The sequence below is a fragment of the Syntrophothermus lipocalidus DSM 12680 genome, assembly GCF_000092405.1.
Lineage (GTDB): Bacteria > Bacillota > Syntrophomonadia > Syntrophomonadales > Syntrophothermaceae > Syntrophothermus > Syntrophothermus lipocalidus.
Genome location: NC_014220.1, coordinates 1,206,166 through 1,221,218 on the forward strand (window position 1 = coordinate 1,206,166; position 15,053 = coordinate 1,221,218).

A 15,053-nucleotide genomic window follows, 5' to 3' on the forward strand; every position below is an offset into this window, starting at 1 on the left:
CTCACAGCTCATCGTAAACCTGCAGAATCTTGTATTCGGTGTCCCTCAAAGCCGGAGTCTTTCCCGTTTTCCTGATAAGCTCTATCATGCGCTCCCGGCTCATCCTGTAGCAGAGTCCGGTAGCTTTGACCACGTTCTCTTCAATCATGATGCTGCCCAGGTCATCGGCTCCGAAAAAAATCGACAACTGCCCTATTTGCTCTCCCTGGGTAACCCACGAACCCTGAATGTGCTCTATGTTATCCAGGTACAGCCGGCTCAAGGCCAGTGTACGCAGGTACTCACTGCTGGTTACCTTTTGCCCCATCAGTTCGTTGTTACCCGGCTGGTAGGTCCACAGGATAAAAGCGCGAAACCCTCCGGTCCGGTCCTGCAGCGAACGCACAGCTTCTAGGTGGGCCAGGCGGTGCTCCGGCCCGTCAATGCTACCCATCATCATGGTGGCAGTAGTCTTGAGGCCGGTTTCGTGAGCCTCCTCCATTATGCGCAGCCACTCTTTGGTTTTTATCTTGTTGGGGCTGATGTACGACCTTATCTCATCATGCAGCACTTCTGCCCCGCCTCCCGGCAGGGAATCCAGACCGGCTGCGGCCAGCCTTTTCAATGTCTCGCGGGTAGTAAGGCCCGACACTTTGGCGATGTGAGCTATCTCGGGGGCGGTAAGAGAGTGCACGGTGATATTAAAGTTTTCTTTTATGCTTCGAAACATGTTTTCAAAAAACTCTATGCCTAAATCAGGATGCAGGCCTCCCTGTATCATTACCTGCGTGGCCCCGAGATCAAGGGCTTCTCGGATCTTGTTGAACAATTCTTCTTCCGTTATCACGTAGCCGTCCTCTGCCCCGGGAGAACGGTAGAACGCGCAAAATCTGCATCCACACGAGCATATGTTTGTATAATTGATATTGCGATCGATAATGAAAGTCACAAGATTGTCGGGAAAAAGCCGGTCCCTGACCAGAGCCGCAGCCTGTGCCAGCTCTAATAGATCAGCTTCGTGAAAAAGAAACAAGAACTCCTCTGACTCCATGCGCCGGCCCTGGACCAGCTCGGCCAGAATATTTTTGGCATTCAACGCTTATACCTCCAAGAACTCCAGTGAAGGGACGCCTGTTAAGGCTCCTATACTGTGAGCTTCTTCGTAATACCGCCTCAGTCCCTGTTTGAGCTTCGCATCAAAGCCGAACTTGAGAACGGAGAAATACTCCTCCAAGAATTGCGCGGAGAATGAACTACCATTGACCGCGGCCTGGGCTACTTCCTGCGTCCGGTTCAGACTATACTGAACCGAGCTTACCAGCGCTTTCTGTATGAATGTAGCCTCCTCTAAGTTGGTTTCAGCAAAATCCCGACGTACAGCCCATACCGCGCAAACCATGGGTTCTCCGGTATAATCCTTCCACTCCTCGCCGAGGTCATAGACAAAAAGTTCACCGTTCGCCCGCTGGCTGGAATGCATGGCGTCGTCCCCAATCAACAACGCAGCGTCCGCCTCCTTCAGCATGAAGTCGAGATCGGGCTCTGTTACCGCGTACTCCGCTTCCAGCTTGTACTTGCGTTCCATCAGTATGCGTAACAAAACGTGGGAGGTGGCCGAAACGTTAGTCAGGGCTATCCTCTTTCCGCCTAATTCTGCTATGGGAAGTTTCGAAAAAAGAAGGATGCTCATCACCCTGCCGTCGCAACTTATCGAGATACCAGGAACCAGCAGCAGATCTTCCGCATTTCGGGCATACTGTATAGAAGATATGGGAGTAAGGTCTAGTTCTCTGCTCACAAGCATCCGGTTCAGCTGAGCCGGTGTGCCCTGCACCAGCTCTATGTCCGGCAGAGCGTCAAGCGCTCTCAACCCGTACAGTACGGGGAAACAGTTGAGAAACCGAATATGTCCAATCCTTGCTCTCACCGTAAAAATGCCCCTTTTCGTTTTCAGACTGGAACGCTGTCTAGACTAATACCTGGCAACAACGTTGTAGACGGTATCTCTTTCTACCGGCTCGTAGCCAGCCGCTTTGATCAACCGTATGAGTTCTGGTTTAGCAATCCCTACATCGGTCTTAGCACCCGCCGCGTGGGTAATCCGTTCTTCCACCACCGTGCCGTCCAAGTCATCGGCCCCAAATTCCAGGGAAAGCTGAGCCAAAGGCACTCCCAGCATTATCCAGAAGGCTTTTATATGATCCACGTTGTCGAGCATCAGACGCGATATGGCGAGAACCTTGAGATCTTCCACCGCCGTCGTGCGCTGGATATGACTTAGCCGGGTGTTTTCGGGATGGAAAGGCAGAGGTATAAAAGCTTGAAAGCCCCCGGTCTCGTCCTGAAGTTCGCGCAATGACAATAGGTGGTCAACCCTGTCTTCAATCGATTCGATGTGCCCGTAAAGCATGGTAGCGTTGGTACGTAATCCTAATTGATGAGCAGTGCGGTGCACGTCGAGCCATTCCTCGGCCGTAGCTTTCCTGGGACAAGTGATACCACGCACTTCGTCCTTCAATATCTCCGCTCCGCCTCCGGGAAGCGACCCCAAACCTGCAGCTTTAAGGGTCTCCAAGACTTCCCTAACGGTGAGACCAGATATCTTTGAAAAATACTGTATCTCCACCGCGGTAAACGCTTGGAGGTGAACATGGGGAAATTCCCGATGCAGCTCGTTTATAACCTGTACATAATAATCAAACGGGAGTTGGGGATGTAAAGCGCTCACCACGTGTATTTCGGTTATGTTCAGGGGTACAGCCTCTCTGGCTAGTCTCAAGGCTTCTTCCACCGTCATAGTGTAGGCACCAGGAGCCTTTGCATCCCTGCCAAAGGCGCAAAACTCGCACTGGGAAATGCAAACATTAGTAAGGTTTATGTGTCGGTTCACGTTGAAGTAAACATCGCGCCCGGTTTTTCTCCACTTAACCGCCCTGGCCATCTCCCCCAGGGTTAGGATATCATTTACGGAAAAGAGATAAATTCCCTCCTCCCGGTTCAGTCTTTCTCCGTCTTCGACCTTCGCTCTTATTTCGCTCAATCTCCTGTCCATCGTGTCTCTTTCTCCTCGCAACACTTTATTTAGGTTGGATCCTTAAACTATTATAGCAAAAACGATTACGGTCCTATTTTATTTTTCAGTCAGTTTTTAACCCTCAGTGTACGCATCCGATTTATGGCTGCAGCTGTTTCCAATATCCTAGGAAACGCCAGATCCCCAGGGTGTTGCCCGTAGAATGGCGAAACCACATCTAGCCCTTTTTCTGTTATGTCTTCATACACTAATTCCAACACTTGACGCAGCGAACGTTGCCCATCGACGTAACGCGTGCAATACAGAATGATATCGGCGATAGCTCGCGTCTGGCTGGAATCAACTATCTGTTCCACTAAACTCAAATCGATTGTCAGCTCGCCAAACACCACCGTGTGCAGACCTCTGGCCTCAGCTTTCACTTTGCGCCCGCGGAACGGATTAAAGCTTTCCTTGAGAGGCACGCGTTGTCTGCAAGCCGGCAAACCTCCCGGAACTTCCGGCTGCCTTTTGGTGGGTAACTGCCGGGAAGTCAGCTTGGCTTCCTTCGTCACATCATGCGGACGATAATTATCCATCATAATTACGGTGTCGCACACGTCGAAGTAGTCCCCTGCCCCGCCCATGACTATTATGGTCGATACCCCTTTTTCGCGGTACAACTGCTGCACCCGGTCGATGTAAGGGGTAATAGGTTCTTTCTCCTTCGGTACCAGCATCTGCATGCGGGCATCCCTGATCATGAAATTGGTGGCACTTGTATCTTCGTCTAGGAGCAAGACCTCGGCTCCCATTTCCAGGGCTTCGATTATGTTGGCTGCTTGGGAAGTGCTGCCACTGGCATTTTCAGTAGTGAAGCTGCTCGTAGGCTCTCCCGACGGCAAGTTGCTGATAAAAGTAGTTATGTCAACTTTTTGCACATAACGCCCATCCTCGGCTCGGATTTTGACCGCGGTCGGATTAGTAATTACCCACTCGCGTCCGTCCCCCGCGATATGGTTGTATATTCCCCTCTCGATAGCCTTCAAAAGGGTGCTTTTGCCGTGGTACCCTCCCCCTACGATCAAGGTTACCCCGGTCGGAATACCCATACCGGTTATCGGTCCGTGATGTTTGGTGTCGATCACTACTTCAAGGGTTGAGGGAGCAAAAAACCGGACAACTTCTGAGGTGGTCATCGGCTTGTTGCTGATACCGCTTTTTCGTGGAAGAACCGAGCCGTTGCCGATAAAAGCTACCAGCCCCAGCGCCTTCAGTTGGCTACGGATCCAGTTCTGATCTTCGAACATCCATACGTGCCGGCGTAATTCCTCCTCCTTCCAGGCGTTCATAAAAAAGGTGCCTTCAACTACAGCTCCCAATTCCTCCGTCAACATGCTAGCCGCCTCGTGTCCCAAAACAGTGCGACCGGCTGCGGGTAACCCGACAGAAATTCTAGCTTCCAAGTAATCGGTGCCGATCCTTACCGCAGTTCGTGGCAGGACCTCTTGTTCCCCGGCATCGATGTGAATCATCCCGCTCTTGCCCGTTCCTCTTCGCCCCTTCACAAGGCGAGCAATAACCATCTCTGCGCGACGGGCCAATATATCTCCCAACGCCACCTTGCGCTCTATTCCGTCCAGGAGATAGTCTGGAAATCCCGCCCGACTCAGGGGCACTTGAACCCGAACTCGAGATGGGGAAGCAAAAGGGTCTCCTTGTACGTGGTCTATATAGAGTAAGTGAGTCCCCATTTCGTAGCTTCCTCTTATCTCCTGATAGGCCTTGTAACCTCTTCCTTCAATCCGCGACAGAATCTTGACTAAATCCGCCTTTTTCAACATTGTTGATCCTCCTAAACTATTATTTAGGCAGAACGCAATTTACAATAAAACTAGCCTTAAGCCGTAGCCTAAGGCTAGTTTTGCCCACTCTGGAGTGCATAACCACCTAGCTTACTTTGTACGAAGAATAGGACGCGAGATCATGAACTAGAAACTGCCTGTTTTTGCTTGCCCCTTCGATTCTTGCGGGGCTTGCGACCCGAAGTAATACCACTGTCTTCCATTGAATAGAGTGCGAGCAACCATTCGAGCCTAGCGATGACTTCCTCCGTAGTTCCGCTACCCGTGTAAACCAAAGGCTGGCATGGGAACTTCTGTAGAAACCCCAAAAGATCCCGCACAGTCCCTGCAATGCTACTGGCTATCTGCTTCGTCTCCGCCGATACTACCTGTTGTTCAAGCTTTTGTTCGAGCTCCAAGGTATATTGTAGGATGTCTTCCAACTGATCCAAGATTATGCCGGCTGGTAAAAAATTCGTCAAGGTCCCTCATCCCTGATAATTGATAGTTACTATTTCTACTTTTTCCGTCATAATCCTGCTCGTTTTTAAAAACTTATTTTTTGGCGGATAAGGCCAATTCGACCAAGCGGGCACATAGGTCCTCAAAGCTCATTCCCGCCGCTCGAGCTGCATCCGGGAACAAGCTGAGCGAAGTCATGCCGGGAATTGTATTTATCTCGAGAACAAACGGATTGTCATTCTTGTCTACGATGAAATCTACCCTCGAAAAACCCCGGCATTTGAAGGCATGGTATGTTTTCAACGCAATCTCTTCCACCCTGACCCGCGCCCGCTCACTGATACGGGCCGGGATTATGTGGTGACTCATACCGGGCGTGTACTTGGCTTCGTAATCGTAGAACTCGTTTTCGGCCACTATTTCAATTAGGGGAAGTACCTCGGCATCTTCGTTGCCTAACACTGATGCGGTTACTTCTGTACCGTCGATGAACCTTTCTACCACTAGCTCCCCGTCATAACCCAGAGCAGTTTCGAGGGCCGGAATAAGGGCCTCTTCCTTTTTGACGATGGTAGTGCCTATGCTAGACCCTTGAGTTGCAGGCTTGACTACTGCAGGCAGGCCCAGTTCCTTTACAACTTTGTCCGCCATTTCTGCCAAGCCTATCTTGGGACCCCGTTCCGTGTTAAGGATGACAAAAGGAGCCGTAGGCAGTTGTTCATAGGCTAATATTTTCTTCGTCGTAGCCTTGTTTATACACACCGCACTGGTGAGAACGTCTGAACCGACGTAGGGTATTTCTAAGATATCGAGCAAGCCTTGGACTGTTCCATCCTCTCCGTACTTACCGTGAAGAGCGATGAATGCTACATCTGGCCTGTCCGCGACAATGCTGGCTACCGAGTTTTCATTTAGGTCGAGAACACTAACCTCGAACCCCTTTTGGGACAGGGCATCGGCTACGGCCCTGCCGCTGCGAAGCGAGACCTCCCGTTCTTTAGATTTCCCCCCGTAAAGAACCAGCACCTTCTTACCCACTCTTTAGAACCCCTTTCTCTCTTAAAGCTACTTGAGCCTTTAACTGGGCAACTACCCCCTCCGGCACGTATACCTGTCCCAACTTGACATCCGGGGAAAACCGCCCGTGGTAATCGCTTCCTCCAGTCATAACCAGGTTTCTCTCCCGAGCCAGGGTGTAATACCTCTGTCGCAGCTTTTCAGCATCGGGTCCGAGATAGTAATAGTACACCTCTAGTCCTAGCTTGGGATGGCGTAACAGATCCAGAACCAAGTGGTCATCCCGTATCAGCCCGGGATGCGCCAGCACCGGTATTCCCCCGCACTCTATAATGATTTCCACCGCTTCATAGTACGGGTTCTTAGAAAAATCGACATGAGCTAATCCGTGTTGAGCCAGGTAGTCCCGTAGGATATGGATAATCTCGTCCTTCGTATTAATATAACCGGCTTCAATGAGCGCAAAAAGAAAATGGTTCTTCCCGATAGCCACGTTATCAGTCGCAATCTCTTTTACTCTTTCAAACTTAATGTCATAACCGTGCTTATTGAACTTGTCGACCATCTGTTCTGCTATTACGTTTCGGTCTTCCCTCAGTTCCTTTAACCAGGAATTAAGGACCGGGGAATCAGGGTCTACATAATATCCCAGAAGATGTATTTCCCTTCCCTCGTGCATCGTGAGCAGCTCCACCCCAGGAATAAGCTCCAACCCCAGTTCTTCTGCCGTTTCTAACGCCTGCTTGTATCCTTCGATGCTTTCATGGTCACAAAAACTGATAGTTTTCAGGCCCATAGCAGCCGCCTGGTGTACGAGTTCCAGGGCAGAAGTAGCCCCGTCCGACGCGGTCGTGTGCAAGTGTAGATCCACGGTGGCTTTTACCATAGTCACACCTTCTAAGCATTTTCTTCTTGCGCTTCCTAGACGTATCCTGCATTCCCACCTCCCGTTCCTATAGCACACCTTCTAAGCATTTTCTTCTTGCGCTTCTTACAATATAATAGCAAATAGCAAGAAGCGTATTCCAATTTTTTTGCCGGCCGAAAAGCCCAGGCAGGTTGAATCGGCCACAATCGTATGCTAAAATAGGTGCTGGGAAGCCGCATGTTGGAATGCCTGCAAGGGCGGTCACCACGGCATTTGCCGCAGCGAAAGAGTTTCTTGCAAATGACTTTTAGTTCGCAGGGGAGTAGCTCAATTGGCAGAGCATCGGTCTCCAAAACCGAGGGCTGGGGGTTCGAGGCCTCTCTCCCCTGCCATATGAAAATAAGTAACCGCGCGGGTTGGCGCGGTTTTAACTTTTATGCCGATTTACTATTTTGCAAATTATACGAACTAGGAATGGCTCTCATTCCGCACGAAGGTTCATCGCGATTGTAGTCGACGATCCGCTTTTCAACAGTGGGAGTACCCTTCTATCGAAATCGGTTTTTGCGCACGAAAGGAGAAAGAAAAGAGTCTAACCAAGCAGCATTCTATCGTTCTCTATCCCGCTTCCGCTTCTCTGGCTAAAGAGGGATACGAGTTTCTCCACAGTCATGTTTTCGCGTTCAGGACCCGCAATATCCAGTATAAGACGGCCATTATGCATCATGACGGTACGAGTACCGTATTCCAAGGCTTCCCTCATATTGTGCGTAACCATGATGGTTGTTAGTTGATGCTCCAAAACGATGTCCCGTGTTAGTTTAAGCACCCTCTGGGCAGTCGCAGGGTCCAAAGCTGCCGTGTGTTCGTCGAGCAACAACAGGCGCGGTCTCACAATGGTAGCCATGAGCAGAGTAAGGGCTTGTCTTTCTCCGCCCGATAGAAACCCGACCTTCTGTCGTATTCTATCTTCCAATCCCAGGCCGAGTTCAGCCAATTTGTCCCTGAACAGCCTGGTTTCATTCCTTCGCACGCCGGGCAGAAGCCCACGAGTCTTGCCTTTCGCATAGGCCATGGCCAAATTTTCCTCTATAGTCATGTCGAATGCGGTGCCGAGGAGAGGATCCTGGAATACCCGCCCGATATAACGCGAACGTTTATACTCGGGCCAGAAGGTGATATCCATTCCATCCAGGATTATTCGGCCCGCGTCGGGTAAATGCACGCCAGAAATGCAGTTGAGCAAGGTGGATTTGCCCGCTCCGTTGCTGCCAATCACGGTGATGAACTCGCCTTCCTCGAGGGTGAGACTCAAATTATCGAGGGCTATCTCTTTATTGACCTTGTCAGGGGCAAACGTTTTGCTAAGTTCTCGAATCTCAAGCATCGCGCTTGTTCTCCCCTCCGTTCTTGCTGGCTTGGGCTTGGACTCGTCGTCTGGTTGCTGCTAATTGCTCCTTAACGGCCGGAGCCGCCAGAGCCAGAGTGACAACTACCGCAGAAACGAGTTTGAGATCGGTCGGTGGCATACCGAGCTCCATTGCGATGGCAATAACCAATCGATACACGATAGCCCCAAGCACTACTGCCAATAGGCGACGCAACAGGGGGTTAGTCCCGAAGACGCCTTCCCCGATGATCACCGAGGCCAGGCCGATAATCACCATGCCTACTCCCATGCTGATATCCGCGAAGAGTTGATACTGGGCAATCAGACAGCCGGATAGAGCTACTAGCCCGTTGGATAGGGCTAACCCGGCCAGGATAGTCACATCAGTGTTGACTCCAACAAAGCGCACCATTTGGGGGTTGTCCCCAGTAGCCCTAAGCACGAATCCGAAGCGTGTTTTCAAGAACAAAAACAGCAGTATAAGGATAAGGCCGAGCAGGGCGCTAGGCACTAAAAGCGTGGCGTACTCATTCATCCACCCACCCAGCCAGGGCCAGGAATGGAAAACGGTCTTCAAATTGATGAGCGGGATATTGGCTCGCCCCATCACCCGGAGGTTGACAGAGTAGAGAGCCAGCATGACCAGGATACCGGACAATAAAGGCTGTATCTTAAATTTGGTGTGCAAAAGAGCGGTTACCGATCCTGCCAAACATCCAGCTACAAAGGCCAGAGGCAGCCCCATCCAAGGGCTGCCCTGGAGACACATCACCGCAGAAACGGCTGCTCCTAAAGTGAAGCTGCCGTCTACCGTTAGATCGGGCATGTTAAGCGTACGAAACGATATGAAAACACCTAGGGCCATTATGGCGTAAATGATTCCGAGCTCAACCGACCCCTGAAAGGCTATAAACGTCATTCAGTAAATCTCCTTCAAAATCTTAGTCACCGAAAACCTTTGCAGCTTTCTTTAAAATGTCGTCAGGGATGGTTACCCCAATCGCCTTAGCGGTTTCCAAATTGACATAGATATCCATGTCGGACATGGTTTTAACCGGAATGTCTCCCGGTTTCGTTCCTTTTAGAACTTGAACCGCCATCTCAGCCGTTTCTTTCCCCAACACCTCATAATTGATGCCGTAGGTTGCGAGGCCGCCGTCTTTGACCATAGAATCTGCACCAACATACATCGGTATCTTAGCTTTTCTTGTGACTTGGGTGACCACTGGCATCGCAGAGGCTACGGTGTTATCGATGGGCGAGAAAATGATATCTACCTTCCCTACAAGCGATGCCGTAGCCTGTTGAACCTCGGAAGAATTGGTAACCGTGGCATCCACCACTCGGAGGCCTTGTTTCTTCGCGTACTCTTTTAGGTTGTTGATTACTGACAGCGAGTTGGTTTCACTTGAGTTGTATAAAGCCCCAATAGTCTTGAACCCAGGAGTAATGCGCTGCGCTAGTTCCATTATCTTCTCTGCTGATACGGCGTCAGAAGTACCGGTGACATTACCCCCCGGCTTGTTAAGATCAGCAACCAGCCCAGAACCGACCGGATCAGTGCAAGCTGCAAAAACGATAGGAATATCCTTGGTTTCGCCAACAGCTGCCTGGGCTGAAGGGGTAGCTATGGCTACGATGAGATCGTATTTCTTGTTAGCAAATCTCTGGCAGATACTCTTCAGGTTGGACTGATCGCCCTGCGCATTCTGGTAATCGATAACTACATTATCGCCATCTTTATACCCTTGGGCGGCCAGGCCAGCGATAAATGACTCCCTAATGGTGTTGAGCGATGGATGCTCAACTATCTGAACGATACCGATGGTAAATTTTTTCTTTTCCGCTTTGTCTCCGGAGGTGCTGGAGGTATTCCCTGAACCGCAACCGGCCAGCATTAGAATCATAAAGCCGAACGCAACAGCTAACAGAGCCGAAAACCAACGCTTTATCATGCTCACTTCCCCTTTTTTAAAATCTCCCAGCCAATTATCATGGCAGGTGCGATAAGGATTGGTAATAACCCTGTTGACACTAACTTAGGCGCCCCCTAAGGGCGCCAGCTATCCTTTAAAGGAAGGAGAAATACAAAAGGCCGGCGAGAACCAGCCTTTATCTTTTCAGCCGATGCTCTTCTCACCTCATACCTTCTCCTCTCGTCTGTGGTCTATTCTCAGCTTCTCGCGATCTGTATTTTGAACCTCTTAAAATTGATTGTATGCCCACCTCTTTTGTGCGTCAACAAGATATTCATCTGCAAACCATGCAAATCAGGGACCGTTGGTCAGGTTCGCAGCACGGAGCACTGGTACTATGAAAAGGTTTTATTAGGTGGTACGGTGCTCCGGACCAAATTAGCTCGCTCGCTTCCCAAGGAGATCCCAAAGCACTTGTGGCAGAGGATTCTCAAAAAACAGCTCAAAATAACTGAAAAAGAGTTTGGGGATTCCCTATAATGTCTGCGCGTTGTTTGCTAAACCACAAAAACAAGTTTTTTACCCTTCCTTAGCCGGCAAAAGCGGGATCAGCCAGTCGAGGAATGCGCGGGTGCTGCGGGTCTGCAGGAAGATGGTGCCGGGACCTTCATATTCGCAAACCAGGCCTTCGCCGCTGGTGATGGTACTCATTATCCCGGCTGCGGCTTTCTTTATGGAGTAATTAACGGTTGACTGAAAAGCCACGATATGACTGGTGTCCACTACGTATCTCTCTCCTGGCACCAGTTTTTTCTCCATGATAGCTCCATAACTGGTCAATATCAGCATCCCACTGCCGCTGATCTTGAGAAGGAACAGCCCCTCGCCTGCGAAAAAGGTTTTGGCTCCTCCGAATTTGGTGTCGATCTGAAGGCTGGTGTCACCTGCCAGGTAAGAACCCGACTGGACGAAGTAGGTCTCGTTGTTGAGAACCAGGCCCATTACGTCCCCGGGTACAGCCGGTGCCAGTGTAACTTCACCGCTGCCGCCTTCCGCCACGTAGTTGCTGACAAAGAAACTTTCCCCGCCCAGAACTTTGCGCTTCAGGGCTCCCATGAACCCTCCTTTCATTTCCGTTTTCAAGCTTATGGTAGGGCTCATAGAGACCATAGCTCCTGGTTCCGCCTGTATGCCTTCCCCTGGGTTAAGCTTCACCACCGCCAAAGAATATGAAGGACGGTAAAGAATTTCCAACTGCACGTTTCTCCCTCCTCACGATCAATCATGGTCTCGGCTGCTGCGCTTGACCGGACGGTACTTATCGATCCACCATGCATAGGCGACCGCATTGCGGCTCTGGGTCCAGACTTTGCCTGGACCGCGAAAACGACAGACAAAACCTTCACCGCTGGTGAGAAACGACTTAAAGCCGCCTGCCGAAGTCACCGTGTACATCGTGTTCCCGTGGAACCCCGCTACGTGGCCTGTGTCGATAACGTAATCTTCTCCTAACCCGAGTGTTGTCTCCCTGAGAGCGCCGAAAGTAGCCAGCCAGACAAGTCCTGTTCCCGTGATTTCAAGCAGAAATAGCATATTTCCGGCAAAGAACCCCCTCGCTCCTCCCCACCCGGCATTGACATGGACTCCAGGGGTACAGGCGACAAAGGCGCCGGACTGCGCGTAGATAGTCTCGTTATTCAAAGAAACGCACCACATGTCACCCGGTTGACCCCTCCCCAATACCAGTTCGGCTTCTCCCAGAGCGGTAAACGTAGTGGTAAAGAAAGACTCCTTGCCAAAAAAGGACCTGGCCATGCTTTTCAAAACCCCGCCCCGGGCAAATTCTGCTTTTACTTCTAGGTTCGGGGTCATGGCGATCATGGCTCCCGGCTCAGCGATCACGCTCTCTCCCGGGAGCAGCTTGATTTTAGCCACCGCGTACTCCGGGGAATAGAGTATTTCCTGTTCCAACCTCCATCCCTCCATTCTTCACAAAATGTGACTTAAACAAGCTCAGGTCTACAGAAGCGCGAAAGGGCCAAAATCCACAACTTTAAGCTTGGAACCAGGGCTCCCTTATTCCTTTTTTCTCCATGATTGCGGTTCAGTTCACCCTGCCCCACTATCTTGGGGTAAAACGAGAATAACCAAAAATGCAGGGATTTTTCAATGCGGAAAGCCGGGTTGTCAAGGACAAATAGATTGTCATGATGCTGTGAGCGCGAGAAGAGATGAACTACTTAGGATTGCTGATCTCCGTACTTGGGCCGGGATACCCGCCTCCCGTCTCCTCTCCAGCATTAACCGGGGATGGGGGTGCAGCAGTTGCTGAGCCTTGGCTGTTCACCTGCTCTAGGACAGACGGCTTCAGCATTTCATAAGGCCAGGATTTTGGCATCACAAAACTCATAAAAGGATAACTTCCAGGATCTTTTTGCGGCCGACCAAGAACAAAGACCCGCAGGGTGAGCGAACACAGCACGTTATCGAACGCCACGACTTCCAACTGCAGGTTCTCGATTTGGACCAACCTCGGCATTTCTTCTATCCCTTTTAGAAAAGCGTATACCTGGTAGGGCGAACCGTAGATATTAAGCTTCAGGTCATAGGTGGTATAGCCGCTGCGGCTGACCGGTTTTTCTATCTTTATTCCTGATTTGCGATCACCTTTCCAAGCCGGCTTGACCCCGCATTTTTCAGCCAGCCCTGATATGTAAACCGTAACCCCGGGCAGGTCTTGGTAATCGGGCACGACTTCCCTCAATTCTGCCAGCTTCTCATCGAAGCCCGCGATATCCTTTTGCATCCCTTGGATGTCATCCCAGCGTTCCTTTTCAGCCCGGGCTACGGCCTTTCCCATCTCGGCTTGTTCAGTTTTGAGCCGGTTTATGTTATTCAGGTGAGGATGGAAATACCATTTATACGCTGCCCAGAGGCCCAAAAAGGACAGCAAAATAGCGAAAATAAGCCTCAACTTCCATTGTTCAGCGAACCCTAATGAAAAAAGCCTGCGTTTCAACAATGCTGCCATCACCGTTCCTCAGGGTTAGTTGACGTGACACCGGAAATCAATTGCGGGGCGAACTCCCGCCTCCGGCCTTAAGGGAAAGGTAAAATTCAACCTGGGCAACGCCCGAACCTAGGGGCACCTCGTTAGTTTCGATCCTATCGAATAGTCCTAGGGAATCAAGCCCAGCCATGAACCTGGCAGCAGCCAAGGTACTGGTGGCTTCGCACTTCAGCCGAACGGCCCTCCCTGCCTCCACCTCTATATCGGTCACCCAGAGCCCTGGTGGAAGAGCATCGTAAATGGCGTCTATGATAGCAACCACCGAGATGTTTTCCTTCTTCAGTTTTTCCACGACCGCCTTTTCCCGGAAGTATTGTTTTTCCTTGGCTACCAGTTCTTCGCGGTAGGGCCGCCCTTTTTCCAGCTCCCGGTAACGAGCAGTCAAAAGCTCGAGCTGGTAACGTTCGCGTGCCTCCACATACAATGGCAAAGAAAAGGCTATTCCGGCCAAAAGCCCTGCGACAACCGCCGTTTTGAGCCGCTGTGTTAATCTTCTCTTTTTATCCCTTTCCAGGAGTACCGCTTGCGGCAAGAAATTAACGTCTTTGGCTACTACCCTCGTTGCCACTTCATCAACCCTTTCTCAGAAGCGCGCCGATCAAAGCAGCGTACGCACATTCTGCCTGGCTAAAGGCCTCTGCCCGGCGACCGCAAACAGCTAACCCTACTCCCGAAGCAGCCAGCATTTCTACGGGAACCGGCAAAAATTCGGCCAATTCTCTCACCCATTCGCCATCACAGCCTGCTTGTCCTGCTAGCCGGACCTGGTCAATGGTTTTTCCTTGGTTGCGCGATGAATAAAAATCCAAGTAACCCCTTACCTCCCTCGCCACTTCGCCCGCCTCAACCCCAGCAAGGCTGGCGAACGGCAAATCGGCATACACCAACAAACCCCGTTTTTCCATTACCATCACAAAGCCCCCATCCGCTCTGAGGTTCAAAACAAGGCTGTCTGGCTGAGACGAACGCTGAAACAGCCTCAATACGGAGCGTGGAGCGACTTCGACCGCCTCTACGTACGCATCCCACGCCTGGGCCATGACCCCGACCTGCTCCACCATGAAGCGAGGGACACCGGCTAGAAAGACCTGATAGTATTTTTCGTTTCCCTCTTCTACCATTTGCAGCACTGCATAATCTGAAACGTATTCTTCAGGATCCACCGGCAGGAACGATCCCATCTCATTACGCAGAAACCGGTCCAAAAGGCGCGGTTTAAGAACCGGCACCCGGGCCGTTCTCGCCACAATGCCCCTTCGGTCCAGGACCACCATGTATCGTTTCGCCGATAATCCTTGTTCCTGAGCAAGGTTTTTGATCCGTTCCCCTACCGCGAAGAGATCGCCCGCGTCCCGTGCTCTCCCCAGGCCTTCCTCCAAAGACAAGGCAGCAAACCCCTCGACAAACACACGCTTGCCATCTGCCCGGCCCAGAAGCAGCCGCACGCAGTTTTCTTCCAGTGATATATAAAGCTTGTTCCTCCGAAACATATCG

General features: G+C 51.0%; 15 protein-coding genes and 1 tRNA gene. 1 reads left to right on the plus strand and 15 read right to left on the minus strand.

Going from position 1 to position 15,053, the window contains the following annotated elements:
* Window position 1: 1 nt before the first annotated feature.
* The 7 genes from mqnC to SLIP_RS05790 all read right to left on the minus strand — a co-directional run bounded on the left by mqnC (window position 2) and on the right by SLIP_RS05790 (window position 7,201).
* Window positions 2-1,075, minus strand: a complete 1,074-nt coding sequence (mqnC, locus tag SLIP_RS05760) for a cyclic dehypoxanthinyl futalosine synthase (protein WP_013175340.1) — start codon at window positions 1,073-1,075, stop codon at window positions 2-4.
* A 3-nt stretch (window positions 1,076-1,078) separates the two neighbouring features.
* On the minus strand, window positions 1,079-1,906 hold the full coding sequence (locus tag SLIP_RS05765) for a menaquinone biosynthetic enzyme MqnA/MqnD family protein (protein WP_013175341.1): 828 nt from the start codon (window positions 1,904-1,906) through the stop codon (window positions 1,079-1,081).
* A gap of 45 nt (window positions 1,907-1,951) precedes the next feature.
* Entirely contained in the window at window positions 1,952-3,031 is a 1,080-nt protein-coding gene (gene mqnE / locus SLIP_RS05770; protein ID WP_013175342.1) for an aminofutalosine synthase MqnE, read from the minus strand.
* A gap of 89 nt (window positions 3,032-3,120) precedes the next feature.
* On the minus strand, window positions 3,121-4,836 hold the full coding sequence (locus SLIP_RS05775; RefSeq protein ID WP_013175343.1) for an ABC-ATPase domain-containing protein: 1,716 nt from the start codon (window positions 4,834-4,836) through the stop codon (window positions 3,121-3,123).
* A 140-nt stretch (window positions 4,837-4,976) separates the two neighbouring features.
* Entirely contained in the window at window positions 4,977-5,318 is a 342-nt protein-coding gene (locus SLIP_RS05780; protein WP_013175344.1) for a hypothetical protein, read from the minus strand.
* 73 nt (window positions 5,319-5,391) lie between these two features.
* Complete coding sequence (locus tag SLIP_RS05785) at window positions 5,392-6,336, minus strand: D-alanine--D-alanine ligase (protein WP_013175345.1); 945 nt, start codon at window positions 6,334-6,336, stop codon at window positions 5,392-5,394.
* Window positions 6,329-7,201: a PHP domain-containing protein gene (locus SLIP_RS05790; RefSeq protein ID WP_013175346.1), complete on the minus strand. Its 873-nt coding sequence runs from the start codon at window positions 7,199-7,201 to the stop codon at window positions 6,329-6,331. The genes SLIP_RS05785 and SLIP_RS05790 overlap by 8 nt, the downstream gene beginning before the upstream one ends.
* Window positions 7,202-7,499: 298 nt before the next feature.
* Here SLIP_RS05790 and SLIP_RS05795 point away from each other — a divergent pair.
* Window positions 7,500-7,575: transfer RNA gene (locus SLIP_RS05795), tRNA-Trp, on the plus strand.
* A gap of 200 nt (window positions 7,576-7,775) precedes the next feature.
* On the opposite strand, the gene SLIP_RS05800 is transcribed toward SLIP_RS05795, so the two are convergent.
* The 8 genes from SLIP_RS05800 to pilM all read right to left on the minus strand — a co-directional run bounded on the left by SLIP_RS05800 (window position 7,776) and on the right by pilM (window position 15,049).
* Window positions 7,776-8,570: an ABC transporter ATP-binding protein gene (locus SLIP_RS05800; protein WP_013175347.1), complete on the minus strand. Its 795-nt coding sequence runs from the start codon at window positions 8,568-8,570 to the stop codon at window positions 7,776-7,778.
* A complete protein-coding gene (locus SLIP_RS05805) occupies window positions 8,563-9,492 on the minus strand; it encodes an ABC transporter permease (protein ID WP_013175348.1) in 930 nt (309 codons plus the stop codon). The genes SLIP_RS05800 and SLIP_RS05805 overlap by 8 nt, the downstream gene beginning before the upstream one ends.
* A gap of 22 nt (window positions 9,493-9,514) precedes the next feature.
* Window positions 9,515-10,528, minus strand: a complete 1,014-nt coding sequence (locus tag SLIP_RS05810) for an ABC transporter substrate-binding protein (RefSeq protein WP_013175349.1) — start codon at window positions 10,526-10,528, stop codon at window positions 9,515-9,517.
* Between the two features lie 540 nt (window positions 10,529-11,068).
* Complete coding sequence (locus SLIP_RS05820) at window positions 11,069-11,749, minus strand: TIGR00266 family protein (protein WP_013175350.1); 681 nt, start codon at window positions 11,747-11,749, stop codon at window positions 11,069-11,071.
* A gap of 18 nt (window positions 11,750-11,767) precedes the next feature.
* A complete protein-coding gene (locus tag SLIP_RS05825) occupies window positions 11,768-12,460 on the minus strand; it encodes a TIGR00266 family protein (protein WP_013175351.1) in 693 nt (230 codons plus the stop codon).
* Window positions 12,461-12,725: 265 nt separating this feature from the next.
* Window positions 12,726-13,520 (minus strand): type 4a pilus biogenesis protein PilO, encoded by a 795-nt coding sequence (gene pilO, locus SLIP_RS05830; protein ID WP_013175352.1) that lies wholly within the window; start codon window positions 13,518-13,520, stop codon window positions 12,726-12,728.
* A gap of 37 nt (window positions 13,521-13,557) precedes the next feature.
* Window positions 13,558-14,127 (minus strand): PilN domain-containing protein, encoded by a 570-nt coding sequence (locus tag SLIP_RS05835; protein ID WP_013175353.1) that lies wholly within the window; start codon window positions 14,125-14,127, stop codon window positions 13,558-13,560.
* Between the two features lie 4 nt (window positions 14,128-14,131).
* Window positions 14,132-15,049: a type IV pilus biogenesis protein PilM gene (pilM, locus tag SLIP_RS05840; RefSeq protein WP_013175354.1), complete on the minus strand. Its 918-nt coding sequence runs from the start codon at window positions 15,047-15,049 to the stop codon at window positions 14,132-14,134.
* Between the last annotated feature and the right edge of the window lie 4 nt (window positions 15,050-15,053).